This is a genomic window from Streptomyces sp. NPDC053474 (assembly GCF_044544845.1).
In the GTDB taxonomy this organism is placed as follows: Bacteria; Actinomycetota; Actinomycetes; order Streptomycetales; family Streptomycetaceae; genus Streptomyces.
On record NZ_JBITXV010000015.1, the window covers coordinates 94,697 to 119,194 of the forward strand.

Annotated in this window: 20 protein-coding genes; 9 read left to right on the plus strand and 11 right to left on the minus strand. The window is 74.1% G+C overall.

What is annotated here, in order from left to right:
* Positions 1-558: 558 nt before the first annotated feature.
* Positions 559-1,899, plus strand: coding sequence for a glycosyltransferase (locus ACIG3E_RS30995; protein WP_399622878.1), 1,341 nt, complete (start codon positions 559-561; stop codon positions 1,897-1,899).
* Positions 1,896-2,642, plus strand: a complete 747-nt coding sequence (locus ACIG3E_RS31000; RefSeq protein ID WP_399622879.1) for a 4'-phosphopantetheinyl transferase — start codon at positions 1,896-1,898, stop codon at positions 2,640-2,642. The genes ACIG3E_RS30995 and ACIG3E_RS31000 overlap by 4 nt, the downstream gene beginning before the upstream one ends.
* Before the next feature lie 190 nt (positions 2,643-2,832).
* Here ACIG3E_RS31000 and ACIG3E_RS31005 read toward each other — a convergent pair whose 3' ends face one another.
* Positions 2,833-3,402: a TetR/AcrR family transcriptional regulator gene (locus tag ACIG3E_RS31005; protein ID WP_399622880.1), complete on the minus strand. Its 570-nt coding sequence runs from the start codon at positions 3,400-3,402 to the stop codon at positions 2,833-2,835.
* 172 nt (positions 3,403-3,574) lie between these two features.
* Between ACIG3E_RS31005 and ACIG3E_RS31010 the strand changes: the two genes are divergently transcribed.
* Positions 3,575-4,171: a dihydrofolate reductase family protein gene (locus tag ACIG3E_RS31010; protein ID WP_399622881.1), complete on the plus strand. Its 597-nt coding sequence runs from the start codon at positions 3,575-3,577 to the stop codon at positions 4,169-4,171.
* Between the two features lie 78 nt (positions 4,172-4,249).
* Here ACIG3E_RS31010 and ACIG3E_RS31015 read toward each other — a convergent pair whose 3' ends face one another.
* A complete protein-coding gene (locus ACIG3E_RS31015; protein WP_399622882.1) occupies positions 4,250-6,133 on the minus strand; it encodes an ABC transporter ATP-binding protein in 1,884 nt (627 codons plus the stop codon).
* 316 nt (positions 6,134-6,449) lie between these two features.
* Here ACIG3E_RS31015 and ACIG3E_RS31020 point away from each other — a divergent pair, with 316 nt between their 5' ends.
* Positions 6,450-8,570, plus strand: coding sequence for a glycoside hydrolase family 3 N-terminal domain-containing protein (locus tag ACIG3E_RS31020; RefSeq protein WP_399622982.1), 2,121 nt, complete (start codon positions 6,450-6,452; stop codon positions 8,568-8,570).
* A 12-nt stretch (positions 8,571-8,582) separates the two neighbouring features.
* On the opposite strand, the gene ACIG3E_RS31025 is transcribed toward ACIG3E_RS31020, so the two are convergent.
* Complete coding sequence (locus ACIG3E_RS31025; protein ID WP_399622883.1) at positions 8,583-9,470, minus strand: GNAT family N-acetyltransferase; 888 nt, start codon at positions 9,468-9,470, stop codon at positions 8,583-8,585.
* 191 nt (positions 9,471-9,661) lie between these two features.
* Here ACIG3E_RS31025 and ACIG3E_RS31030 point away from each other — a divergent pair, with 191 nt between their 5' ends.
* Together ACIG3E_RS31030 and ACIG3E_RS31035 are read left to right on the plus strand one after the other, a co-directional pair.
* Positions 9,662-10,753, plus strand: a complete 1,092-nt coding sequence (locus ACIG3E_RS31030; protein ID WP_399622884.1) for a medium chain dehydrogenase/reductase family protein — start codon at positions 9,662-9,664, stop codon at positions 10,751-10,753.
* 299 nt (positions 10,754-11,052) lie between these two features.
* On the plus strand, positions 11,053-13,014 hold the full coding sequence (locus ACIG3E_RS31035) for an ATP-binding cassette domain-containing protein (protein ID WP_399622885.1): 1,962 nt from the start codon (positions 11,053-11,055) through the stop codon (positions 13,012-13,014).
* Here the strand turns inward: ACIG3E_RS31035 and ACIG3E_RS31040 are convergent.
* The 4 genes from ACIG3E_RS31040 to ACIG3E_RS31055 form a co-directional block, all read right to left on the minus strand.
* Entirely contained in the window at positions 12,995-14,929 is a 1,935-nt protein-coding gene (locus tag ACIG3E_RS31040) for a helix-turn-helix domain-containing protein (protein ID WP_399622886.1), read from the minus strand. The genes ACIG3E_RS31035 and ACIG3E_RS31040 overlap by 20 nt on opposite strands.
* 27 nt (positions 14,930-14,956) lie before the next feature.
* Positions 14,957-16,381, minus strand: a complete 1,425-nt coding sequence (locus ACIG3E_RS31045; protein ID WP_399622887.1) for an MFS transporter — start codon at positions 16,379-16,381, stop codon at positions 14,957-14,959.
* A gap of 60 nt (positions 16,382-16,441) precedes the next feature.
* Entirely contained in the window at positions 16,442-17,239 is a 798-nt protein-coding gene (locus ACIG3E_RS31050; RefSeq protein ID WP_399622888.1) for a 3-hydroxybutyrate dehydrogenase, read from the minus strand.
* A gap of 113 nt (positions 17,240-17,352) precedes the next feature.
* Complete coding sequence (locus ACIG3E_RS31055) at positions 17,353-18,372, minus strand: alpha/beta hydrolase family esterase (protein ID WP_399622889.1); 1,020 nt, start codon at positions 18,370-18,372, stop codon at positions 17,353-17,355.
* Between the two features lie 265 nt (positions 18,373-18,637).
* Here ACIG3E_RS31055 and ACIG3E_RS31060 point away from each other — a divergent pair, with 265 nt between their 5' ends.
* Complete coding sequence (locus ACIG3E_RS31060) at positions 18,638-19,069, plus strand: VOC family protein (protein ID WP_399622890.1); 432 nt, start codon at positions 18,638-18,640, stop codon at positions 19,067-19,069.
* 191 nt (positions 19,070-19,260) lie between these two features.
* Here the strand turns inward: ACIG3E_RS31060 and ACIG3E_RS31065 are convergent, their stop codons facing one another.
* Positions 19,261-20,085, minus strand: a complete 825-nt coding sequence (locus ACIG3E_RS31065; RefSeq protein WP_399622891.1) for a S1 family peptidase — start codon at positions 20,083-20,085, stop codon at positions 19,261-19,263.
* 279 nt (positions 20,086-20,364) lie between these two features.
* A complete protein-coding gene (locus tag ACIG3E_RS31070; RefSeq protein WP_399622892.1) occupies positions 20,365-20,829 on the minus strand; it encodes a hypothetical protein in 465 nt (154 codons plus the stop codon).
* Positions 20,830-21,144: 315 nt separating this feature from the next.
* Between ACIG3E_RS31070 and ACIG3E_RS31075 the strand changes: the two genes are divergently transcribed.
* Entirely contained in the window at positions 21,145-22,284 is a 1,140-nt protein-coding gene (locus tag ACIG3E_RS31075) for an alpha/beta hydrolase family protein (protein WP_399622893.1), read from the plus strand.
* A gap of 31 nt (positions 22,285-22,315) precedes the next feature.
* Here ACIG3E_RS31075 and ACIG3E_RS31080 read toward each other — a convergent pair whose 3' ends face one another.
* Entirely contained in the window at positions 22,316-22,801 is a 486-nt protein-coding gene (locus ACIG3E_RS31080; protein ID WP_399622894.1) for a phospholipase, read from the minus strand.
* A 239-nt stretch (positions 22,802-23,040) separates the two neighbouring features.
* A complete protein-coding gene (locus ACIG3E_RS31085; protein ID WP_399622895.1) occupies positions 23,041-23,580 on the minus strand; it encodes an FABP family protein in 540 nt (179 codons plus the stop codon).
* Positions 23,581-24,016: 436 nt separating this feature from the next.
* Between ACIG3E_RS31085 and ACIG3E_RS31090 the strand changes: the two genes are divergently transcribed.
* A complete protein-coding gene (locus tag ACIG3E_RS31090; RefSeq protein ID WP_399622896.1) occupies positions 24,017-24,442 on the plus strand; it encodes a nuclear transport factor 2 family protein in 426 nt (141 codons plus the stop codon).
* The last annotated feature ends 56 nt before the right edge of the window (positions 24,443-24,498 follow it).

A 24,498-nucleotide genomic window follows, 5' to 3' on the forward strand; every position in this document is an offset into this window, starting at 1 on the left:
ACGCCCCGACCGAGTTACCGACGGAAGCCCTGCCGCGCGGCCGGGAGCGGTGGCGCGGCGGCGTACCGACCGCGCTCCATTGTTACGGCCACGTTTCCGGGCCGCCGCGTGCTTTGGCGGCGCGAACGGGAGGGGCAACTCGCCCCGGGCACACGCGAACTCGACCGAACGCCCCGGCCGCCGCCACAAAGCATTCTTTGTGCGGTGGACCACACTCCCGGGTTCACCGCCGCGCACGCCGGGCCCACCCATCGGGCAGGCCCTAGGGGACGGATAGGGGTGGAGGGCGCCACGGGCCACGGCTAGCCTCCGGCGGGAGGAATCACCGGTACGACAGTGACGCCAGCAGTCGTCGGCGACCCCGCCCTCCCCGGGCCCGACGCGCCCCGCGGTGCCACGACCCCACGGGCGGTCACCCGTGATCCTCCCGGACACGCCTGCCGGCCAGGGCACGCCGATGTGACGCGCTCGCGTGGGACGCACGCGCGCAGACCCGTAGAGGACGACGATGGCGAAGAAGCAGACACCGAGCGCGCTCCGACCCGGGAGCGTGCCCCGATGACCGCGCCCGCCGCCCGCCCCGGCTCCGGCTCCGGCTCCGGCTCCGGCTCCGGCTCCGGCTCCGGCTCCGGCTCCGGCTCCGGCTCCGGCTCCGGCTCCGGCTCCGAACGAGCCGCCGACGCGGCGGTGTCCGAAGGCCTCGCCCCCCTCGCCCCGGACGGGGCGCGCACCACCGTCACCGTGATCATCCCGACGTTCAACGAGGCGGACAACGTCGAGGAGCTGCTCACGCGGCTCGCGGCCGCCCTGCCCGGGCACCTGGACTGCGAAGCCCTGTTCGTCGACGACAGCACCGACGACACCCCGGCCGCGATCGAGCGCGCCGCCCTCACCTGCCCGTTCCCCGTGAACGTCATCCACAGGGACACCCCGACGGGCGGCCTGAGCGGGGCCGTCGTCGAGGGCATGAAGGCCGCCGCTTCGGAGTGGCTCGTCGTCATGGACGCCGACCTCCAGCACCCGCCGTCGCTGCTGCCCGAACTCGTCGAGACGGGGCGCCGCACGGGGGCCGAACTCGTCGTCGCCAGCCGGTACGCGGGCGGCGGCAGCCACGCCGGGCTCTCCGGGCGCTACCGCGTCGCGGTCTCGCGCGCCTCGACCCTGGTGACCAAGTCCCTCTTCCCCTCCGCGCTGCGCGGCATCAGCGACCCGATGAGCGGGTTCTTCGCGATCCGCCGCGCCACCGTGCACGCCCAGGCCGACATCCTCAAGCCGCTGGGCTACAAGATCCTGCTCGAACTGGCCATCCGCTGCCGCCCGCGCACGGTCGCCGAGGTGCCGTTCTCCTTCCAGGAGCGGTACGCGGGCGAGTCGAAGTCGACCGTGCGCGAGGGCCTGCGCTTCCTGAACCACCTGGTGTCCCTGCGCACCGCGACCCCCGTGGCCCGCATCGTCGCCTTCGGCGCCATCGGCCTGACCGGCTTCGTACCCAACCTCCTCGGCCTCGCCGGGCTCACGGCGATGGGGCTGCACTACCTCCCGGCCGAGATCGTGGCCAACCAGTTCGGCGTGCTGTGGAACTTCGTCCTCATCGACCTGCTGCTCTTCCGCGGCCGCCGCGAGCACCGCCACTGGGCCGACCGCCTCGGCCGCTTCGCGCTGCTCGCCAACGCCGATCTGCTGCTGCGCATCCCCCTCATCGCGCTGCTCGTCGACGGCGCGGACATGGCGGTCCTGCCCGCCACCACGATCGCCCTCCTGACGACGTTCGTCGTGCGCTTCGTCGCCACCGAACTGCTCGTCTACCTGCCCGCACGCGGCCGGACCAGGCACGCCGACACCGCGCTCACCAGGGAAGGCCGGGAAGAACAGGACCGCGAGAAGGAGGGCACGCCGTGAACGTCGGCGCACCGCGGGGCGGTACGGGCCGCGGCCGCGCGGCGGACACCGGTGTGCGCGCGGCGCCGCCGTCGCTCCTCGCGCGGATCGTCCCCGAGGACGTCCGCTGCCGCGAGTGCACCCACGACCCGGAGGGCGTCGTCCTGCACCCCGACGAAGAGGCCCTGATCGCCCGGTCGGTGGCGGCGCGGCGGCGCGAGTTCACCACGGGCCGCCACTGCGCGCACCGCGCGCTGAAGGACCTGGGGCGGCCCGCCGCGGCCATCCTGCCCGACGCCAAGGGCTCGCCGGGCTGGCCCGCGGGTGTCGTCGGCAGCATCACGCACTGCGCGGGCTACCGCGGTGCCGCCGTCGCCCCGGCCGCGCGCGTCCGCTCGGTCGGCATCGACGCGACGCCCGGCGAGCCGCTGCCGGAGGGGGTCCTCGAGGCCGTGGCGCTGCCCGCGGAACAGGTGCGCGTACGGGCGCATCTGGAGCGGTGGCCCGCGGTGCGCTGGGACCGGGTCCTGTTCAGCGCCAAGGAGAGCGTCTACAAGACCTGGTATCCGCTCACGCGCAGGCCGCTGGGGTTCGAGGAGGCCGACGTCACCTTCCACCGGTCCGCGGACCCGGGGGCGGGCGGGTTCACCGCGCGGATCCTGCCGCCCGTACGGGATCTGGGGTTTCCCCAGGAGCTCACGGGCCGCTGGCTGGCGTACGACGGCCTGGTCCTCACCGCGATCACGCTGCGCCCCGGGGACTGAGCGGGCGGCACACCGGCCCGGAGCGGCGGATCCTTCCCTGGGGGAAAGGAAAGGAGGCACCGCTCCGGGAACCGGCCCTGGCCGAAGAGCCCCGCGGCACGGCAAGCGGCTCTTCCGCGTTCCACAGTAGGGCGGCGCACCGGCGCCCGAGTACCCCTAACCGCCCCTTACCAGGGGCCTTCGCGCGCGGTCAGCGCAGCAGCCGCCGGGCCAGCTCCTCGATGAGCGTGTCGACGGAGAACGGCGTGAGCAGCTCGGGCACCGTCAGGTCGTCGACGATGAGGCCGAGCATGGCGAGGTAGAGCAGGACGACGCCGGTGCGGTCGCCGGGCAGGCCCGCGTCCAGGTGGAAGCCGATGTTGCCCGCCAGCTGATCGGCCATGAACCGGCTGAGCTCGGCGTGGAGTTCGGGGCGCCGGGTGGCTTCCAGGCGCATTTCGAGCAGGGCCAGATGGCTGCTGCGATCGGCTCGCATCCGCTCGACGAGCTGCCTGAGGAGCGTGACCACCAGCTCCGTGGACGGCTTCTCGCGCATCGTGTCGGCGAGCGCGTCCTCCGCGGGCATCAGGCGTTCCTGAACGCGCCGCATGGCCTGGGCGAGCAGCTCCGCGCGGTTGGCGAAGTAGTTGCTCGCGGTGCCCTTGGGGACCTCCGCCTCCGCGTCGAGCGCGCGCAGCGTGAGCCCGCGGGAGCCTTCGCGCGCGAGCACCTCGATCGCGGCGTCCAGGAGGGCGGTACGGCGGGCGGGGTTCTGCCTCATGACGTCTTCTCGATTCCCTTGACACCACTTCAAGTGAAGTACTACATTCTAACCACTGCAAGCAGAGTACATCACCCGATGTGCTTTGCCGCACCGCACGCGCTCCGCCCGGGGCCGTCCGCAGTCCGTCCGAAGTCGCGGCCAGCGACCCCTTCTCACCTCCGGAGCCCGTATGCGCAAGCTCACCTACTTCATCGCGATGTCCCTCGACGGCCGCATCGCCGGACCCGACGCCGGTGACCCCACCGGGCCCGACGGCTTCTGGCCCGTGAGCGAGGACTACGTCGGGCTGCTCGCCGGGAAGTACCCCGAGACGCTCCCCGTCCAGGCCAGGGCCGCGCTCGGCATCACCGCCGAGGGCACCCACTTCGACACGATGCTCGAAGGGCGCCACACGTATCAGAACGGCCTGGACGCCGGGTTCGCCGACTGCTACCCGCACCTGCGGCACCTCGTCTTCAGCCGGACCCTCACCGAGAGCCCCGACCCGAACGTGGAGCTCGTCGCCACCGACCCGGCCGAGCGGGTCCGCGCCCTCAAGCGCGAGCCCGGCAAGGGCCTGTGGCTCGTGGGCGGCGGCGCACTCGCGGGCGCCCTGTACGCCGAGATCGACCGCCTCGTCATCAAGCTCGCTCCCCTCACGGTGGGCGCTGGCATCCCCCTGTTCGGCGAGAAGGCCCCCTTCGACCCCACCCTCTGGGAGCGCACCGAGGTGGACGCCCTGGACAGCGGCACCGTGTTCCTGACGTACGAGAAGAAGACCGCGTAGCCCCACCCCCGCCTCGAAACCCCGCGGACCCGCCCCCTCTTGAGGGCGGGTCCGCGGGGTTCTGCGATGCGGCGGGTGTTAGGCCGCCACTCCCATGTCGTCCCCGGCGAGGAACTGCGTGCGGTACAGCTCCGCGTAGCGGCCGTCCGCCGCGAGCAGCTCCTCGTGGGTGCCCCGCTCCACGATCCGCCCCTCCTCGACCACGAGGATCTGGTCGGCCGAGCGGATGGTCGACAGGCGGTGGGCGATGACCACGGCGGTGCGCCCGGACAGGGCCTCGGCGAGGGCCTCCTGGACGGCCGCCTCGGAGGTGTTGTCCAGGTGCGCGGTGGCCTCGTCGAGGATGACGACCCGCTGCCGGGCGAGCAGCAGCCGCGCGATCGTCATGCGCTGCCGCTCGCCGCCCGAGAGCCGGTAGCCGCGCTCGCCGACGACGGTGTCGAGGCCGTCGGGCAGCGACCGTACGAGGTCGTCGAGGCGGGCCCGCCTCAGCACGTCCCACAGGTCGTCCTCGGTGGCGCCGGGCCGGGCGAGGAGCAGGTTCGCGCGGACGGACTCGTGGAAGAGGTGGCCGTCCTGGGTGACCATGCCGATGGTGTCGCGCAGCGAGTCGGCGGACAGGTCGCGCACGTCCACGCCCCCGACGCGCACGGCCCCCGCGCCGGCGTCGTACAGGCGCGGCAGGAGCTGCGCGATCGTGGACTTGCCCGCGCCGGAGGAGCCGACGAGCGCGACCGTCTGGCCGGGCTCGGCGCGGAAGGACAGGCCGTGCAGGACCTCGGCGCCGCCGCGTCCGTCGAGGGAGGCGACCTCCTCCAGGGAGGCGAGGGAGACCTTGTCGGCGGCGGGGTAGCCGAAGCGGACGTCGTCGAACTCGACGGCGACGGGGCCCTCGGGCACCCGCTCCGGGTCCGGCTTCTCGGCGATGAGCGGCTTCAGGTCGAGCACTTCGAAGACGCGCTCGAAGCTGACGAGGGCGCTCATCACCTCGACGCGGGCGCCCGCGAGGGCCGTCAGCGGCGCGTACAGCCGGGTCAGGAGCAGGGCGAGCGAGACGACGGCGCCCGCTTCCAGGGAGCCTTCGAGCGCGAAGTACCCGCCGAGGCCGTAGACGAGGGCGAGCGCGAGGGCCGACACCAGGGTGAGGGCGGTGATGAAGGCCGACTGGGCCATGGCCGTGCGCACCCCGATGTCCCGCACCCGGGCGGCCCGCTCGGCGAACTCCGCGGACTCGTCGGCGGGCCGCCCGAAGAGCTTGATGAGGGTCGCGCCGGGCGCCGAGAAGCGCTCGGTCATCCGGGTGCCCATGGCGGCGTTGTGGTGGGCGGCCTCCCGCTGGAGCCGGGCCATGCGGGTGCCCATGCGCCGCGCGGGCAGGACGAACACCGGCAGCAGGACGAGGGCGAGCAGCGTGATCTGCCAGGAGAGGGCGAGCATCACGCCGAGGGTGAGCAGCAGCGTGACGACGTTGGCGACGACACCCGAAAGAGTGTTGCTGAAGGCGCGTTGCGCCCCGATCACGTCGTTGTTGAGGCGGCTGACGAGGGCCCCGGTGCGGGTCCGTGTGAAGAACGCGACCGGCATGCGCTGCACGTGGTCGAAGACGGCCGTGCGCAGATCGAGGATCAGGCCTTCGCCGAGCGTCGCCGACAGCCAGCGGCTGAGGATGCCGAGGGCCGCCTCGGCGATCGCGATCACGGCGATGAACAGGGCGTAGCGGACGACGAGCGAGGAGTCGGCGCCGGAGACGATGGCGTCCACGACGTGCCCGGCGAGGATCGGGGTCGCCACGGCGAGCACCGCGGTGACGACGCTCAGGAGCACGAACTGCGTGATGCGGCGGCGGTGCGGGCGGGCGAAGGCGGCGATGCGGCGCAGTGTCGCGCGGGCGAAGGGGCGGCGTTCCTGCTGGGCGTTCATGACGCTGTACATCTGCGTCCACGCCGTGGTTTCCATGCTCATGAGGGAAACCGTAGGACCTCAAGCAATATTGAGGTCAAGGGCGTGCGGAAGCACTCGACTGCCCCTGCCGCCTCCCTTGACCCTCCTGTACCCGCCCCGTACTTTCGCTTCAATTCTTGTGGCCACTCCCCCGCTTGCCCCCACTGTGACGTGAGAAGGCGAACACATGCGAGAGCTACGAAGGCGCACGCTGCTGTCCGGACTGTCCGTGGTGAGTGGTGCGGCCGTCGCGGGTGGCGCCCTGAACAGCACGGTCGCCGAGGCCGCGCCCCGGCCCGGCCGCCGCGGCCGCGAGGTGGAGGAGCTGCTCGGCCGTATGACGGTCGAAGAGAAGCTGGGGCAGCTCCAGCAGCTCGCATGGGCCTGGGACACCGGGCCCGGCGGCGGCGCGACCAAGGACGTCGAGGACGCGGCGCGGGCGGGCCGCCTCGGTTCCGTCCTGTCCGTCTTCGGCGCGAAGACCACCAACGCGTTGCAGCGCGTCGCCGTCGAGGAGTCCCGGCTCGGCATCCCGCTGCTCTTCGGGCTCGACGTCATCCACGGCTTCTGGACGACGTTCCCGATCCCGCTGGCGCAGGCGGCGAGCTTCGACCCCGCGGTGACGGCCGCCGACGCGGAGGTCTCCGCGCGGGAGGCCCGTGCCAACGGCGTGCACTGGACGTTCTCGCCGATGATGGACGTCACGCACGAGCCGCGCTGGGGCCGCATCGCCGAGAGCTGCGGCGAAGACCCCTACCTCACGGCCGAGTTCGCCGCCGCCAAGGTCAGGGGCTACCAGGGCCGGGACTACGCGGCGAAGGACCGGATCGCCGCCTGCGCCAAGCACTTCGTCGCGTACGGCGGCGCCGAGGGCGGCCGCGACTACAACACGGTGGACGTGTCCGAGTCGCGGCTGCGCAATCTGTATCTGCCGCCGTTCAAGGCCGCCCTGGACGCGGGCGTGGCCACCGTCATGGCCTCCTTCAACACCGTCGGCGGCGTCCCGGCGCACGGCAACGCGCACACGCTCACGGACGTGCTCAGGAAGGAGTGGGGCTTCGACGGGTTCGTCGTCAGCGACTGGACCGGCGTACAGGAGCTGGTCGCGCACGGCTTCGCCGAGGACGGCGCGGCGGCGGCCCGGCTCGCGCTCACCGCGGGCGTGGACATGGAGATGGTCAGCACCACCCTGCGCGAGCACGGCAGGCAGCTGCTGCGCGAGGGCGGGATCAGTGAACACCGCCTGGACGACGCGGTGGCGCGCATCCTGCGCCTGAAGTTCGCCCTCGGTCTCTTCGACGACCCTTACGTCAACGAGGGCGCGGCCGTGACCGGGCCGACCCCCGCGACGCGCGCGGCGGCGCGGGCGACGGCCGCCCGCTGTCTGGTGCTCCTGAAGAACGACCGGGCGACGCTGCCGCTGAAGAGCTCGGTGGCGTCCCTCGCCGTGGTCGGGCCTTTCGCCGACTCCGACGATCTGCTCGGCACCTGGGTGGTCCCGGCCGCGGCGAAGAAGTACCCGGCGGTGAAGGTCCTCGACGCGGTCCGGCGGGCGGCGCCCGGCGCGCGGGTGACGTACGCCCTCGGGGTCGACGCCGGGGGCGAGGACACCAGCGGCATCCCGGCGGCGGTCGCGGCCGCGCGGGGCGCCGACGTGACGGTCGTCGTCGTGGGTGAGCCGCCCGCCCTGAGCGGGGAGGCCGCGGCGCGCGCCGACATCGGTCTGCCCGGCGCGCAGGAGAAGCTGATCGAGGCCGTCGCGGCGACGGGCAAGCCGTTCGTGGTGGTGCTCGTGAACGGCCGCCCGCTGACCGTCGGCGGCTGGCTGGAGAGCGCGCCCGCCGTCCTGGAGGCCTGGCATCCGGGCCTGGAGGCCGGGAACGCCATCGCCGACGTGCTGTTCGGCAAGGTCAACCCGGGCGGCAAACTGCCTGTCTCCTTCCCCCGCGCGGTCGGTCAGATCCCGGTCCACTACAACCACGAGTCGACGGGCCGCCCGTACGCCGCCGACAACAAGTACACCTCCAAGTACCTTGACCTGCCGCCGGACCCGCAGTTCGCGTTCGGCCACGGGCTGAGCTACACGACGTTCGCGCTCGGCGAGCCGCGGCTCAGCCGCGCCGACGTACCGGCCCGCGCGCTGCGCGCGGGCGACACCGTCGAGGTGTCCGTCACGGTCACCAACACCGGCGCGCGCGAGGGTGACGAGGTGGTGCAGCTGTACGTCCACGACCTCGCCGCGAGCATCGCGCAGCCGGTGCGCAGGCTGCGGGGCTTTCGCCGGGTGACGCTCGCCGCGGGCGCCTCACGGACCGTGCGCTTCCGGCTCGGCGCCCGCGACCTGGGCTTCTGGACGAACGACCCGCGCGGCGAGTTCCTCGTCGAGCGGGGCGCGTTCGACGTCTACGTGGGCAACAGCTCCACGGCCAAGGGCAAGCGGCGCCTCACCGTGACCTGACCCGCGCGCCCGTCAGCCCAGCTCCAGGGTGGTGATCCCGAACACCTTGTCCCGCGCGAACTCCCGTACCGGACCGGTGTACATGCGGGCCGTCGCGAACGTCGGCTTCATGCCGCGGGCCTCGGCGAGGGCGACCGCGGGCGCGTGGGACTCGGGCACGTCGATCGAGACGAGCGCCCCGTCGAGATCGGCGGTCAGCGCGTCCAGGAGCGCTTCGGCGTCCGCGCGGGTGTCGGCGAACAGCGGCCCGATCCGTACGCCGTCGCGCGCCGGGCGCGCCACCCCGTAGCCGGTGACGCGGCCGCCGTCGACACGGGCGAGCGCGCGGTGTCCGGGCGTGCCCAGCCAGGCGGCGAGGAACCTCGGCCGGTCCGCGGGGTAGCAGGAGCTGTCGTACGCCAGCAGGGCCGCGTGCCCGACCTCGGCGGCGGGGCGCACGTGCGCGGGCACCGGACCGGACGCCCTCGCCGGTCCTACGTAGCGCATGGTGTCGTGGCAGTGCGCGAAGCCGGAGCGGCGGTAGTTGTCCTGCTGCGCCGGTACGCCGTCCAGGCCCACCGTGCGGTTCCCGGCGTGCGCGAGCGCGGCGCGCCAGGTGGCGATGCCGTGGCCTTGGCCGCGGGCGTCGGGACGGACGAGGTAGAAGCCGAGGAACGCGTACGCCGCGCCGTAGTTGACCACGGAGACCGCCGACACCGGCTCGCCGTCGACGCGGCCGATGAAGAAGCCCTCCGGGTCCTGGGCGAAGAAGGGCTCGGCGTCCCGCAGCCCGGGGTTCCACCCCTCGTCCGCCGCCCAGCCGGTGACGACGCGCCAGTCGTCGGGCGTGGCGGTGGCGAGCGCGAGCCCGCCGGGGGTGTGCTGTTCGGGGGTGAGCTGGCCGGGGGCCGGGTTCTCCATCGCCGCACCTTCCTTGGACGGGTCCCACGCGGTTCGCGTCCGCGCGGCCCTCCCATCCTGCCCCGCGTAGGCCGCCGCGGATCGGCCCGGTGGGCATCGCCCTCCTTGACGGCCGGCCCGATAGAAGTGCATGCTTACGTTATAGCTTATAACTACAGCACGCTCTTCACTCCTTTGAAAGAGGCCCACCCATGGTCAAGACCACCTCACCCACTGCCCCGGCCATGGCCACGGCCACCGAGGTCGTCCTGCCCGGCGTCGTCGAGCCCGACGGGCTCACCGTGCGCCACCGGCCCGCCCCGGCCCCGGGACCGGGCCAGGCGCTGCTCGCCATGGAGGCCACCGGCGTCTCCTTCGCCGAGCAGCAGATGCGCCGCGGCAAGTACTTCGACCAGCCGCCGTTCCCCTTCGTGCCGGGCTACGACCTGGTGGGGCGCGTGGTGGCCACCGGGCCCGGCGTCGACCCCGCGCTCGTCGGGGGCCGGTTCGCCGCGCTGACCAAGACCGGCGGCTGGGCGAGCCACGTCGCGGTGGCCGCCGCCGACCTCGTGCCCGTACCGGAGTCCGTCGCGTCCGCGGACGCCGAGACGCTCGTGGTGAACGGCGTCACCGCCTGGCAGATGCTGCACCGCACCGCGAAGGTCCGGGCGGGCGACACCGTCGTGGTGCTCGGCGCGAACGGCGGCGTCGGCTCCACGCTCGCGCAGCTCGCCCGGATCGCGGGCGCCCGCGTCCTCGGCACCGCATCGCCCCGCCACCACGACGCGCTGCGCCGCCTCGGCGTCACGCCCGTCGACTACCGCGACCCCGAGCTGTACGGACGCCTGCGCGGGCTCGCGCCGGACGGGGTGCGGGCGGTCTTCGACCACGTGGGCGGCGAGGGGATCGTTCAGTCGTTCCGGCTGCTCGCGCCCGGCGGCACCCTCGTGTCGTACGGCACGGCGTCCACCCGTGACGTGGCGGGGTCCTCGAAGGCCCCGGTCCTGAAGCTGTTCGCGCGCCTCGCGCTGTGGCAGGCGCTGCCGAACTCCCGGCGCGCGCACTTCTACAACATCTGGGCCGGGCGGCGCCGCGCCAACGCCTTCCGCGCACGGCTGCGCACGGACCTGGAGCAGGTCTTCGCACTCCTTGCCGACGGCAGCCTGACCGCCCAGGTCGCCGCGCGCGTGCCGCTGTCCCGGGCGGCCGAAGCCCTGCGCCTGGCCGAGTCCGGCACCGTCACGGGCAAGGTCGTCCTGGTCCCGGACGCGGCCCCGCCGCGGGGCGATGCCTCCGACACGTGACCGCCGCACGAGCGCACTTCGGGCCCCGACTACCGCCATTCCAGGCCGATTTCACCCCATCCCGCGCAGATTGCGCCCATGGCACCCCGCCGGGGCCGCTCCCCGGGGAAGGTGGTCCCAGCACCCGACGGGACCACGGACACCGGGGAGGCAATGTGCGGCAGCACCATCCAGCACGGGCCCGCGCGCGCAAGCGGCGGGGCGGCCGGGAGGGCGCGGGCCCCACCCCGCCGCCCGGGCACGCACCGCCCGAACAGCTCCTCTTCGGGGGGCGGTTGCGCAGCGCGTGGGGGTGGACCGTGCACGAGGGTGCGCAGCTGAGGACGTCGTTCTTCACCATCCTGCGGCAGATCCCCACGCTCATCGGGCACACCGCCGTCCTCGGCTGGCGGGCCGACCCGATCGCCCTGGTGGTGGTCGCGGTGGCCCAGCTCGGCCAGGCCGCCGCCACCGCGTTCGGGCTGCTCGCCACCAACCGCGTCCTGGTGTCCCTGTTCGCGGCGGGCCCGACGGCCGACCGGGTGCGGGACGCGCTGCCGTCCCTGCTGGGGGTCGCCGCCGCGAGCGCCCTCGCGGCGACGCTGCGGGCCGTGTCCTTCGCGGCCTCGGGCCGACTCGGCCCCAAGGTGGAGCGCATCGCGGCCCTCTCCATGCTCAAGCACGTCATCCGGGTCGAGATGGAGCACATGGAGCGCGCCGACTTCCACGCGGCGCTCGACTCCGGGCAGCACGGCCAGACCGCGGCGCGCCGCCTCATCGAGCACACCCTCGGCATCGTCGAGGCCGCGATGGCGCTCCTCGCCGTCAGCGGAGTCCTCGCCGTGCTGCACCCGGCGCTGCTTCCGCTGCTCGTCGCCGTGGTCGTACCGAAGGCGTGGGGCACGGTCCGGGCGGCGCGCCGGACGTACGAGTCGGTGCAGGTGTGGCTGGAGCACGTGCGGCAACTGGGCGCCCTGCGCAGGCTGCTGATCTCGCAGGACGCGGCGCCCGAGCTCCGGGTGCACGGCGCGGGCCCCTTCCTCCTCGACCAGTTCGACAAGATGGCGGCCCAGGCCTCGGACGAGCAGACGCGGCTGGCGCAGCTGGAGGCCAGGACCGACCTCGGCACATCCGCCCTGTCCGGCCTGACGGCGGCGGCGACGTACGCCCTGCTCGCCTGGCTCCTGACGCACGGCCACATGCCGCTCGCCTCGGGCGCGACGGCCGTGCTCGCGCTGACCAGCGGCACGGCGGGGCTGCGGCGCCTGGTGACGAACATCCATCACCTCTACGAGCAGAGCCTGTTCATGACGGACCTCATCCGGGCCCGCGAGGAAGCCAGGCGGCGGGCCATCCCGGCCACGGGCGCGGCGGTGCCCGAGCCGCCCGCCGAGATCACCTTCGACCGGGTGACGTTCCGCTACCCCGGCCGTGAGCGGGACGCGCTCGACAACGTGTCCCTCACCGTCCGCAAGGGCCAGGTGATCGCCCTGGTCGGGGCGAACGGCTCCGGCAAGACGACCCTCAGCAAGCTCCTGGCGGGCCTGTACCTGCCGTCGACGGGCACGGTCTCCTGGGACGGCACCGATCTGCGCGCCCTCGCGCGCGACGACGTGTTCGGGCATGTGGCGCTGGTGCCGCAGGACTTCCAGCGGTGGCCGTTCACGGCCCGCGCCAACGTGGCGATCAGCCGCCCGGCCGAGTTCCACGACGCCGCCCGCCTGGACGCGGCGGCCGCGTACGCCGACGCGCACCGCGTCCTCGACGAACTCCCGCACGGCTGGGACACCTTGTGCGAGAAGGGCTACGAGGGCGGCGTCGACCTCTCCGGCGGGCAGTGGCAGCGCGTCGCCCTGGCCCGCGCCTACTTCCGGGACGCGGCCATCCTCATCTGCGACGAGCCCACCAGCAGCATGGACCCGGCCGCGGAGATCGACGCGTTCGACAAGATCCGCGCCCTGGCCTCGGCGGACCAGACGATCGTCCTGGTCACGCACCGGCTGCACAGCGTCAAGGAGGCCGACGTCATCTTCGTGCTCGCGGAGGGCAGACTCGTCGAGCGCGGCGACTTCGCCACGCTCATGGCCACCGACGGGCCGGGCGTCTTCCGGGAGCTGTTCGAGCTCCAGTCGCACCAGTACCGCACGGACCCGGTCGGCACCGGACCGGGGTGCGCGCAGGAGCCGCTGCCCACGGGCACCCTGGACGGCGTGCCCGCGCAGCCGCGCAGGGACCGCGCGGCCCGGCCGGACGGAGCTGCGGCTAGCGGCTCAGGCGGTTGAGCCGCAGGGCGAGTTGGAGCTCCAGGGCGCGGGCGGGGGTGTTCCAGTCGGCGCCGAGGAGGCGGGCGGTGCGCTCCAGGCGCTGCACGACGGTGTTCACGTGGACGTGCAGCACGTCCTTGGCGCGGGCCGGGCTCGCGCCCTGGTCGAAGTAGGCCTCCAGGGTGCGGACCAGGTCGGTGCCGCGCCGGGCGTCGTAGGCGAGGACGGGCCCGAGGACGCGCTCCACGTATCCGGCGACGTCCGTACGGTCGCCGAGCAGGACCCCGACGAAGCCGAGGTCCGGCAGGCTCGCGCCCTCGCCCGCGCGGCCGAGGGCGGTCAGGGCCCGCAGACAGCGCCGGGCCTCGGCGTGGGCGGCGGGCAGCCGCGCGGGTCCGGTGGCCGGGCCCGCGGCGCCGACGGTCACCGGGGCGCCGAGCGCCTCGCCGAGTTCGGCGGCGAGGCGCTCGGCGAGCGGGCCCGGCGCGGCGGTGGGGGCGAGCAGCACGACGTGGCCGCCCTGCGGGCCCGCGAGGCCGCGCAGGGCGCGGGCGTGGCGCAGCGCGTGGGCGGCCAGTCGGGCGCGCAGGTCCGGTTCGCCGTGCAGGACGAGCACGGCGGTGGGCTCGGTGAGGTCCACGCCGAGGCGGCGGGCGCGCAGGGCGAGCCGTTCGGCGCGGCGCGGGTCACCGGCGTGCGCGGCGGTGAGCAGGTCGTCGAGGAGTTCACCGCGCACCCGGTCCTCGGCCTCGGCCACCGTGCGGCGCAGCAGGAGCAGCAGCGCCGTGTCGAGGCTGGCGCGCTCGAACAGGCGCCGGTCGCTGTCGGTCAGGTCGGGGCGGCCGCCGAGGGCGATGCTGCCGAGGAGTTCGGGCCCGGCGAGCACGGCGGAGACCCAGACCCCGTCGACGTTCACGGCGCGGCCGCCGGAGCGGGACGCGGCGACGCCGCGCGCGGGCGGGGTCGGCGCGGCGGCGCCCACGCGGGCCAGTTCGGTGCCGTCGGCGTCCTGGATGACCAGGCCGCCGTCGAGGAGCGCGGCGATCTCCTCGGCGACGTCGGCCACGTCGCCGCCGCGCAGCACGATGTCGGTGAGCCGGTCGTGGGTCTCGGCGGCGCGGCGCAGCGCCTCGCTCTGCGCGTGCGCGGTGGCCGTCGCCGTGTTCAGCTCCACGAGCGCGGCGCGGGTCTCCTCCAGGAGGCGGGCGCCGTCGATGGCCACGGCGGCGTGGTCGGCGAGCGAGGCGAGCAGCGCGATCTGGTCGGGGGTGAAGTCGCGGGGGCTGCGGTCGGCGGCGTACAGGACGCCGATGACGCGGCTGCCCACGCGCAGCGGCACGCCGAGGATGCCGCGCAGGCCCTCCTCGCCGACGCCCGTGTCGATGGCGCGGGTGTGCTGGAAGCGGGTGTCGACGCGGTAGTCGGCGCTGGCGTAGGGCCGGGCGGTCTGGGCGACGAGCCCGCCGAGGCCCTCGCCCATGCCGAGCCGCAGCTGCTGGAAGGTGGCGGAGGCGCAGCCGTCGGTGACGCGCATGAACGTGTCGCCCGCGGCGGGGTCGTTGAGGGTCAGATACGCGACGTCGGTGCGCAGCAGCAGCCGGGCCCTGCGCACGATGGCGCGGAGCACCGCGTCCAGGTCGGTGAGGGCGGCCAGGTCGCCCGCGGTGTCGAAGAGCGCGGACAGCTCGGCCTCGCGGCGGCGGTGCTGGTCGAGGGTGCGGCGGACGGCGAGGGCCGCGTCGGCGGCCTCGTCGATCAGGGCGAGCTGCGCCCGGCCCGCCCCGGCCGCCCTCGCCGCGGCCGCCGGGCGGGCGAACTGCTCGGCCGGGGCGTGCCGTCCGAGCAGGTCGATGAGTTCCCGCAGGGCCGTGGCGGCGGCGCCGTCCGGGGCGGGGGCGGTGCGGGTGCCGGGGCGGGCGTGGGCGGATGCCATGGGGCGGCTGCCTTCCGACGTACGGCTTCAGGAGGGATCGCCGGAGCGTACCGGCGCGGGCGCGCCCCCGGCCTCTCCCCGCGCGCCCTCCGCCTCCCCCCGCGTGGCCGTCTCCTCCCGCCCATCCCCCTCCGCGCGGCCGAGGTCCCGCCCCCGGGTCTCGCGGGCGAGGGCCACCGTCACGGTGGTGACCACGGCGGCCAGGCACAGGTACAGCGCGACGGGCGCCGACGAGTCGTACTCCTTCAGGAGTTCCACGGCGATGATCGGGGCGAGCGCGCCCGCGACGATGGAGGCGAGCTGCGAGCCCATCGAGGCGCCGGAGTAGCGCACCCTGGTGTCGAACATCTCGGAGATGAACGCGGCCTGCGGCCCGTACATGGCGCCGTGCAGGAGCAGCCCCACGGTGACGGCCGCCGCGATCACGGCGAACGACTCGGAGTCGACGAGCGCGAAGAAGAGGTACGCCCACAGCGCCATCCCCACCGATCCGATGAGCGTCACCGGGCGCCGCCCGATCCGGTCGGACAGCGCGCCCCAGGCGGGGATGGCGGCGAAGTGCACGGCGGAGCCGATGAGGACGGCGTTCAGGGCGGTGCTCTTGGGCAGGTCCAGGTGCTTGGTGACGTAGACGAGCACGAAGGAGGTGAGGACGTAGTACGAGATGTTCTCGCCGAAGCGGGTGCCGATGGCGGTGAGGACCTGCCGCCAGTTGGTGCGGAACACCTCGACGACGGGCGTCTCCTCCTTGGCTCCGCGCGCGGCGGCGGCCTCGGCCTTGGCGCGCGCTTCGAGGAACAGCGGTGACTCGCTGACGGAGACGCGGATCCACAGGCCGACCATCACCAGCACGCCGGACAGCAGGAACGGGACGCGCCAGCCCCAGGACTCGAAGGCGGCATCGGACTGCACGGCGGCGAGCAGCGCGAGCACCCCGGTGGCGAGCAGGTTGCCGCCCGGGGCGCCCGACTGCGGCCAGGCCGCCCAGAACCCGCGGTGCGCGGCGCCCCCGTGCTCGGAGACGAGCAGGACGGCGCCGCCCCACTCGCCGCCGAGCGCGAAGCCCTGCACGAGCCGCAACACGGTGAGCAGGACGGGGGCGCCGACCCCGATGGCCGCGTACGTGGGCAGCAGGCCCATGGCGAAGGTGGCGCCGCCCATCAGGAGCAGGCTCAGGACGAGCAGCTTCTTGCGGCCCACCTTGTCGCCGAAGTGCCCGAACACGACGCCGCCGAGCGGCCGGGCGAGGAAGCCGATGGCGTACGTGATGAAGGCGAGGAGGGTGCCGGTGAGCGGGTCGGCGGTGGGGAAGAACAGGTCGTTGAACACGAGCGCGGCGGCGGAACCGTAGAGGAAGAAGTCGTACCACTCGATGGTGGTGCCGACCAGGCTCGCGGCGACGACGCGGGGCAGGCTCGTGCGCGGGGGCGGGGTGCTGGGCAGGGAGGCCATGGCGCCACTTCCAGGTGTTCGACGGGGACGTATGGGGAGGGGGCGTGCGGGGCCGTGCGGTCAGGTCGCGGTCCAGCCGCCGTCCAGCGGCAGGGAGGTCCCAGTGACGAAGTCGGCGTGCGGGCCGCACAGCCACAGGACGGCCGCGGCGACCTCCTCGGGTTCGATGAGCCGCTTCATCGGGGAGCGGGCCAGGAGCACGTCGCTGACCACGGCGTCGTCGCTGACGCGGTGGGCGGCGGCCTGGTCGTGGATCTGGCCCTCGACGAGGGGGGTGCGGACGTAGCCGGGGCTGACGCAGTTGCTGGTGACGCCGTACGGGGCGCCCTCGACGGCGGCGACCTTGCTGAGGCCTTCGAGGCCGTGCTTGGCGGCGACGTAGGCGCTCTTGAAGGCGCTCGCGCGGCCGCCGTGGACGCTGGAGATGTGGACGGCGCGGCCCCAGCGCCGCGCGTACATGTGCGGCAGGGTCTGCCGCAGGAGCAGGAACGGGGCGGTGACCATGACCTGCTGGATGAGCGTGAACCGCGCGGGCGGGAAGTCGGTGAGCGGGGCGACGTGCTGGAGCCCGGCGCTGTTCACGAGGACGTCGACGGCGGTGGGCAGCGCCGCGATCGCCTCCGCGTCGGCGAGGTCCGCGGTGTGCGCGTGGCCGCCGACGGCGTCGGCGACGGCCTTCGCGGCGGCCGCGTCGATGTCCACGACGTGCGTGTCGGCGCCCGCCGCCGCGAGGGCCGCCGCGCAGGCGCGGCCGATGCCGCTGCCGCCGCCGGTGACGAGGGCGGTGCGGCCGCGCAGGTCCACGGCCGCCGAAGGGGTCCCGCGGGCGGCGGAGTTGAGGTGAGGTCCGCTGGTCATAGCCGGAAACCTAGGGTCGGCGCGGAGGCACGCCCATGGGGTCGGCCCCCACAGTCGCCACCGGCCCCATGGCGTCCGACTCCATGAGTACGCCTGCGGCCGCACGGCCCGGGTCAGGTGTCCAGGCCCCAGGCGCGGCCGAGGCGGTAGGCCGCGCAGAGGCCGACGTCCAGGAGGTTGGCCCCGGCCGTGCCGCACTGCTCGCCGCCCGTGCCGGGGTCGACGGGCTGGCCGTGCGCCATGCCGGTGATGCCGTACGTCTCCACGACGGGGACTCCGTCCGGCCCCCGGAAGACCCGGTGCGGATAGCCCGCGACGGTGTCGGTGACGTCGGCGGTCAGGTCGGCGCCGTGCACGTCGGTCCACTGCTCCGTCAGATCCGTCATGTTGACGGCGTCCACCTTCGGGTCGGCGGTGCCGTGCAGCACGGTGAGCACGGGCCAGGGGCCGCCGTAGCCGGGCCGCGCGGCCCGTACCCGGTCGCCCCACTGCCGCGGGCCGAGCCCGCCGCCGGAGCTCATGCACACCCAGGGCGAGGCGGCGGCCTGGGCGCAGCCGTACGGGAGCCCGGCGACGACGCCGCCCGCCGCGAACCGCTCCGGGTACGTGGCCATCATCACCGAGGTCATCCCGCCGCCCGCGGAGAGCCCGGTGACGTACACGCGCCGGGGATCGCCCGCGACGTCGGCGAGGTGCCGGTCGACCATCTGCGCGACGGACGCGGCCTCGCCCTGGCCGCGCGCGGTGTCGGTGGTCTGGAACCAGTTGAAGCACGAGGAGACGTTGTTGACCGGCTGCTGCTGCGGCAGCACGAGGGAGAACCCCCACCGGTCCGCGAGTTCGGTCCAGCCGCTGCCGGTGCCGTATCCGGCGGCGTTCTGGGTGCACCCGTGCAGGACGACGACCACGGGCCGTCCCGCGGGCAGCCCGTCGGGGACGTAGCGGAACATCCGCAACAGGCCCGGGTTGGTGCCGAACCCGGTGACTTCCTTGAGGGCCGCGGCGCCGCCGCGCTGCGGCGCGGCGACGGCGGGTGAGACGCCCGGCAGCAAGGCCAGGACGAGGAGTACGGCGGCCAGGGCGGTTGTTCCGGCCCGGCGGCGGTCGTGCGGTGCGGCTCCGGTCTCGGTCATACGCGGGGACTGTAGGAGCGGCGGTGGTCCCGGCCTATGGGGCGCGGGACCACAACGCGGCAGCGGTGGATGGGGGGGGCGGGCGGAACTCGTCCGTGCTGGAGGGCGGTTGGCGGGGCGGGACGCGTCCGCACTGGAGGGCGGTTGGCGGGGCGGAAATCGTCCGCGCCCGACGGCGGGGCGGAGGGTTCGCGGGCGCGGTCCTGGGCAGGAAGAGTCGCAGCGTCAGCTCCGTAACACCCGAACGCTCCTGAAAGGCGGCCCCATGACCGGCCTCGACTCCCCCGCCCCTCGGTTCCACCTGGCCATGCCGGTCGACGACCTGGAGGCCGCCCGGCGCTTCTACGGCGGCGTGCTCGGCCTGGAACAGGGCCGCAGCTCGGACACCTGGGTCGACTGGAACCTGCACGGGCACCAGTTCGTCACGCACCTCGCGCCGGAGCGCGCGCCGCGCATACACAACCCGGTGGACGGCCACGACGTGCCGGTGCCGCACTTCGGCCTGCTCCTGACCGTCCCGGCGTTCCACGCGCTGGCCGAGCGGCTGCGCGCGGCGGGCACCGACTTCGTGATCGAGCCCCATGTCCGCTTCGCGGGGCAGAAGGGCGAGCAGTGGACGATGTTCCTGCTGGATCCGGCCGGGAACGCCCTGGAGTTCAAGGCGTTCGCGGACGACTCGCAGGTCTTCGCCGTGTGACGGGCGCCGTGTGACGGGCGCCGTGTGACGGGCCGTGCCGCGCGCCGGATCCCGTCGCGCCCGCGTCGGCTGCCCCGGATCAGCCGTTCCGGGGCAGCCGCGGCGGATCAGCGGTGGCCGATCAGCTCTCGCGGATCAGCTGTTGCGGATCAGCTGTTGCGGATCAGCTGTTGCGGATCAGCTGTTGCGGATCAGCTGTTGCGGGCCATCGCCTTGTGGATCCAGCCCGCGTAGGCGGGCGCGCTGGTGTAGAGCCCCGGCCCCTCGGTGCAGGGCACGCCCGGGGCGCCGGGGCCCGTGGTGACGCCGATGAGCTCCCAGCGGCCCTTGCGGTCCCGCTGGATCTGCGGGCCGCCGGAGTCGCCGTTGCACGCCATGGCGTGCGGCACCTGGCTGATCGTGCACAGGCGGGTGCTGTCGGCGTAGCCGGGCGCGCACTCGGAGACCGCTCCCCTGCGCGTGTCGAGCTCCTGGAGCCGGTCGGGGAAGACCCACCCGGTGGGGTCGGAGGCGTTGACGACGGTGCCGAAGCCCAGGAGGCGCGTCGGGGTGCCGGGCCGCCCCGGCTTGTCCGCGATGCGGATGGGCTTCTCGGCGACCGGGCGGTCCAGGCGGATCAGCGCGAGGTCGTTGCGGTTGGGCCCCTCGCCCTCGCCGTTCTTGTACTTCGGGTGGGACACCGTCTTCGTGACCTTCCGGACCGTGCCCCCGGACTTCCTGAAGTCGCTGCCGATCCGGACGGTGCCGTCCAGGGTGACGAGGGTCGGGTCCACGCAGTGGGCGGCCGTGAGCACCCACTTCTCGTCGATGAGCGATCCGCCGCAGACGCCCTTGAGCGTGGGGTCGGCCGCGACTGTCACCGGGATCGACACCATGGCCGGGTAGCGCTGGGTGGAGTCCTTCCCGTTGACGATGGCTTCGGCGCTGCCGGTCATCATGGCGGCGCACGCCGCTCCGGCGAGGGCCACCGCGGCGGCGCGCGCCACCGTGCGGCGCGAGGACTTGAGGCTGAACACAGGGTCTCCTAGCGGTCGAACATGACACAGTTCGGTCGAGATGCCGCGGTGTCCGGTCGGGCTGTGCCGGTCGAACATCGCGATGTGCTCAGCCTCCGCCATCAAGTGGAACTGATCCATCCGGCCAGCGGGCCCATGCGGACTCGGGCCACCCGGCCGACCCGGGGTAGGGAGAACCCCCGTACGGTACGTCCAGCCCGTCACCGGGGCCCTCACGGCGTACGGCGCGGGCATCCGCTAGGGGCCGGGGCCCGCGGGTCACCGCGGGCCCCGGCCGGGCTACACCCAGTCGCCGCACCACACGTAGGCACCCGCGCTGTTGACGGAACAGGCCCTGATCTTGAGGTCCTTGATCTTCACGCCCGGGTCGGTGTGCAGATTGGTGTGCACCCCGCTGTCGCTCGTGTCCTTGACGGTGTTGAGGGTACGGACGACCGGCTTCCAGGTGCCGCCGCTCAGATAGGAGTACCCGGCCTCGATGCGGGAGTCGTTGCCGTCCCTCATGATGTCCCACAGGTTGCCGTAGACACCGCCCTTGCCCGCCTCCCAGTCCACGCGGGCCACGATCCGCGCGCCCTGGGTGCCGTGGTTCGGGGTGATGACCTGCCGGGAGTTGGCGTAGTGGGCCTCCCCCGCGACCCAGTGCTCGGGCGCGGCCGCCGCGGGCGACACCAGGGTCACGGCCGCGAGCGCGGCTCCGGCCAGCGGCGCGAGGACGCGCGTGGACACCTTGGCGAACGTCATGGATCCCCCTTCTCCGCCCCGGGTCACGGGGCCTGTACAGCACGGGCGGCCCACCCAAACACGCGGTCACCAGGCTTGTCAGCGGCCATAGGGGGTTGCGCACCTGTCGCCGTGCCGATCTCGCCACCTAGGGGTCGGGCAGGGGTTCGCGGCCCGCCACGGGAGCGCGTCACCCCTGGCCGTAGCCCCACGGGTGTACCGGGGCGCCGGGAGTGTCAGCCAGGGGCCGATGGCCGCGAGCCCGCCCGTGCCTAGCGTGAGGGCAGCGCTTCACGACGCTCCCGTCGTGAAGGGACGCCGGTCGAAAGGTCCTCCATGAGACGCACTCTCCTCGCCGCCTGCGCGGCCCTCGCCGCCACGCTCACCGTCTCCGCCCCCGCGGCGGCGGCCCGCGCCGAAGCCCCGTCGCCACCGCCGCGCGCGGCCGCGCCGGAGCTGCCCGCGCCCACCGGGAAGCACCCGGTCGGGATGGCCGCGGTGCACCTCAAGGACGCGGACCGGGCGGACCCGTGGGTGCCCGGGCAGCGGCGGGAGCTGATGGTCTCCGTCTGGTACCCGGCCGCGAAGCCCTCGGGCACGCGCGCCCCGTACATGACGGCCGACGAGTCGAGGACGTACCTGGGGGGCGCGGAGGACCTTCCGCCGGAGGTGCCCAAGGAGGTCCTGAGCACGGTGGTCACCCATGCCACCGTCCGGGCCGCGCCGGTGCGGGCGCGCGGCGGTCTGCCCCTGGTCGTGCTCTCGCCGGGCTTCGGCATGCCCCGGGCCACCCTGACGGGGCTCGCCGAGGAGCTGGCGAGCCGCGGCTACGCCGTCGCCGCGATCGGGCACAACTACGAGGCCGACGGCATCTCCTTCCCCGACGGGCCCCCGACGACCTGCGTGGCGTGCGCGCACCGGGACTACCTCAAGGTGGGCGCGGTGCGGGCCGCCGACGTCTCCTTCGTCCTCGACGAACTCACCGGCGAGCGCCCGGCGTGGCGCGGCGGCCCGCGCCTCGACTCCGGCCGCGTCGCCATGGTCGGACACTCGGCGGGCGGCTTCAGCACCGTTCCCGCCATGCTGCGCGACGCCCGCGTGCGGGCCGCGGTCGACATGGACGGCAACTTCCACTTCCCCAACGACACGCCTCTCGACCGGCCGCTGCTGATGCTGGGCAGGCCGAGCCACGTCCCCGGCGGCCCGGACCCGACCTGGGACGAGACCTGGACCGAATGCACCGGCTGGAAGCGCTGGTTGACCGTGGACGACACCGAGCACACCTCGTTCACCGACCTGGCGCCGCTGGGCAAGCGGCTCGGCCTGCCGCAGCAGCGCCTGGACGGCGACCGCGCCGACGCCGTCACGCGCGCGTACGTCACCGCGTTCGTCGACACCCACCTACGGGGACGGAACGCGCCCCTGCTCACGGGCCCCTCCGCCCGCTTCCCCGAGGTGCGGTTCCACCGGCCCTAGGGGGCGGAACCCCGCCCCCTAGGGCCCCGGGTCAGGCCGCCGACTCGGTGTGCGTCGGCGCGACGCTGCCGAGCTTGTCGACGGCCTGGTAGTACGTCCAGGCCGTCGCGTCGCAGGCGGTCTTCTTCGCGCCGCTGTAGCTCGCGCAGACTCTCTTCAGATCGGCGTAGAAGGCGCTGTCGATCCGCGCCTTGTTGGCGCTGAAGGCGCCCATCTCCTTGTAGTTGCGGTAGCCGAAGTCGTGCCGGGCGCAGGAGCTCTGGAAGGGGAAGCCGAAGGGGTTGTCCGGGGACGAGGAGCAGTAGTCCGTGGTCCAGTTGAACTGGTACGCGCTCCACGCGCCCTGGTTGGCGCGGGCCGCGGCCCAGGCGTTGTAGCTGCCCGCGTCGGTCTGCGTCCAGCGGCTGAGCACCTGCGTCTTGTCCGCCGGGACGGCGGAGGCCGGGGCGGCCGCGAGGCCCGTCCCGAGCGTGAGGGCGGCGGCGCTCACGGCCAGGGTGGCGAGTCGACGACGCATGGGGGGGTCCTCCTCTGTGCGGGCCCGTGGGGGGCCTCTTGTGGGGGTGTGCCACGGCACCGTGCCCCGAGCGCTCGGTGCCGCCTGCTCATTGATGACCCCTGACCTGACGGCCAGGGGTCGTACGCACCGCGCGGGCCTTGCGACCTGATGGCCGAATGGCTGCGTCGGCATCTGAGCTATGCGACACGGGAGTTGGCTTGAAACCTCGAAACCGCGTGCACGCCCCCCCACCGCGGCTAGCGGGCGCGGCGCAGCGTGGCCGAAAGGTGGTGCTGGAGCGGCTGGCCGACCGCCGCGAGGTCGTGGGTGAACGTGAGCGTGCCGTCGTCGGCCAGGGCGTAGCGGCGACGGGTGGCGTCGACCCGTTTGGCGGTGGGCGTGAGGGCCACCTGGTGGGTGGAGACGTCGACGGTGCGGTCGGCCGCGACGCCGGTCGCGATCTCCACGATGCCGGTGGGCTGGGAGATGACCGCCTCCACGTGGCCGTCGGCCTGGAGCCGCCACCAGCCGCTCTCCCGGGCCGCCGGGCGCAGCGGCGCGCCGTCGGCGTCGAGGATCCAGGCCCGGGCCTCGTACCGCAGGAAGGGCCGCCCGTCGTGGCGGAAGGTGACTTCCTGCGCGTACGCGAAGTCCCCGTCGAGCGTGGGGTATCCGCCGTCGCCCAGGCCGTGCCAGGTGCCGAGCAGATCCGTCACGGGCGCGAGCAGCGGGTGCGGCGCGGGGGCGTCGTCCGGTCGGTGGGCGTCGGGGAACGGGAGTTCCGGTACGGGCTGCATGGCGGTGTGCGCTCCAAGGTGGGTACGAGGGCCGGTGCGGGGGCCGGTGCGAGGCCGGGACCACAGGCTAGGGCGTCGCCCCCGCGATCCCCGTCAGCCCGCCCGCCGGTGCGGCGACTCGTCGGGCCGTCACGCCGTCACGCCATCAGCCGGGCCTTCGGGAGCGGGGCCCCGAGCCTCCCGCCCGGCGCGGCCCGGCGTCCGGCCCGCCCGCCCGGCGCGGCACCCCCGTCCGGGGGTACCCCCCTGCCTCCGGTCCCCTCCCCCACCTGCCGACACGCGGAGCCACCCACGGCGCACCGCCAACTCATGGCGCGAAACCAGCGACTGCCTTACGCTCCCCGCCACAGGCGCACCACACTGGGACTCCACGACCAGCGGCGGGGCAGGCCGTGCGGCCGGTCCTGCCGTCAGCGACAGACGAGGAGTTGGTGAGATGTCCACGCACTCCCCCGAGGCGTCCGCACGGGCCACCAGAGAAGTGATCGACGCCTATCTGGCCCGGCTCGCGGACCGGGACCTGGACGGTGCGGTGCGGCTGTTCTCCGAGTCGGCGGAGTTCCTCGCCCCCGGCTCCCCGGCGGTGCCGTGGTCGGGGCACCACACCGGGCACCAGGGCGTGTCCCACTTCTTCACCACGCTCCACGAGTATCTCCACCCGGAGGAGTTCACCGTCACGCACATCGTCGTCGACGGCGAGCACGGCGTGATCATCGGCCATCTGCGGGACACCGTCAAAGCCACCGGCAAACCGCTGACCACGCCGTTCGCCGCGCACCTCACGGTCGTCGACGGCCGGGTCGCGCGCTACCACCTGTTCGAGGACACCCACGCCCTGCACCGGGCCGTCACCGACGGCTGACCGGCCGCCCCGCTCCACCACGGCCAGGCCCCGGTCGGGCACCACCAGGAACCACC

Bases quoted from the DNA above. Each gene is read 5' to 3' on its own strand.
- ACIG3E_RS30995 (WP_399622878.1), top strand. From the start codon at position 559: ATGACCGCGCCCGCCGCCCGCCCCGGCTCCGGCTCCGGCTCCGGCTCC.
- ACIG3E_RS31075 (WP_399622893.1), top strand. From the start codon at position 21,145: ATGAGACGCACTCTCCTCGCCGCCTGCGCGGCCCTCGCCGCCACGCTC.
- ACIG3E_RS31030 (WP_399622884.1), top strand. From the start codon at position 9,662: ATGGTCAAGACCACCTCACCCACTGCCCCGGCCATGGCCACGGCCACC.
- ACIG3E_RS31070 (WP_399622892.1), bottom strand. From the start codon at position 20,829: ATGACGTTCGCCAAGGTGTCCACGCGCGTCCTCGCGCCGCTGGCCGGA.
- ACIG3E_RS31055 (WP_399622889.1), bottom strand. From the start codon at position 18,372: ATGACCGAGACCGGAGCCGCACCGCACGACCGCCGCCGGGCCGGAACA.
- ACIG3E_RS31050 (WP_399622888.1), bottom strand. From the start codon at position 17,239: ATGACCAGCGGACCTCACCTCAACTCCGCCGCCCGCGGGACCCCTTCG.
- ACIG3E_RS31010 (WP_399622881.1), top strand. From the start codon at position 3,575: ATGCGCAAGCTCACCTACTTCATCGCGATGTCCCTCGACGGCCGCATC.
- ACIG3E_RS31090 (WP_399622896.1), top strand. From the start codon at position 24,017: ATGTCCACGCACTCCCCCGAGGCGTCCGCACGGGCCACCAGAGAAGTG.
- ACIG3E_RS31060 (WP_399622890.1), top strand. From the start codon at position 18,638: ATGACCGGCCTCGACTCCCCCGCCCCTCGGTTCCACCTGGCCATGCCG.
- ACIG3E_RS31025 (WP_399622883.1), bottom strand. From the start codon at position 9,470: ATGGAGAACCCGGCCCCCGGCCAGCTCACCCCCGAACAGCACACCCCC.
- ACIG3E_RS31015 (WP_399622882.1), bottom strand. From the start codon at position 6,133: ATGAGCATGGAAACCACGGCGTGGACGCAGATGTACAGCGTCATGAAC.
- ACIG3E_RS31005 (WP_399622880.1), bottom strand. From the start codon at position 3,402: ATGAGGCAGAACCCCGCCCGCCGTACCGCCCTCCTGGACGCCGCGATC.
- ACIG3E_RS31045 (WP_399622887.1), bottom strand. From the start codon at position 16,381: ATGGCCTCCCTGCCCAGCACCCCGCCCCCGCGCACGAGCCTGCCCCGC.
- ACIG3E_RS31080 (WP_399622894.1), bottom strand. From the start codon at position 22,801: ATGCGTCGTCGACTCGCCACCCTGGCCGTGAGCGCCGCCGCCCTCACG.
- ACIG3E_RS31085 (WP_399622895.1), bottom strand. From the start codon at position 23,580: ATGCAGCCCGTACCGGAACTCCCGTTCCCCGACGCCCACCGACCGGAC.
- ACIG3E_RS31020 (WP_399622982.1), top strand. From the start codon at position 6,450: ATGACGGTCGAAGAGAAGCTGGGGCAGCTCCAGCAGCTCGCATGGGCC.
- ACIG3E_RS31040 (WP_399622886.1), bottom strand. From the start codon at position 14,929: ATGGCATCCGCCCACGCCCGCCCCGGCACCCGCACCGCCCCCGCCCCG.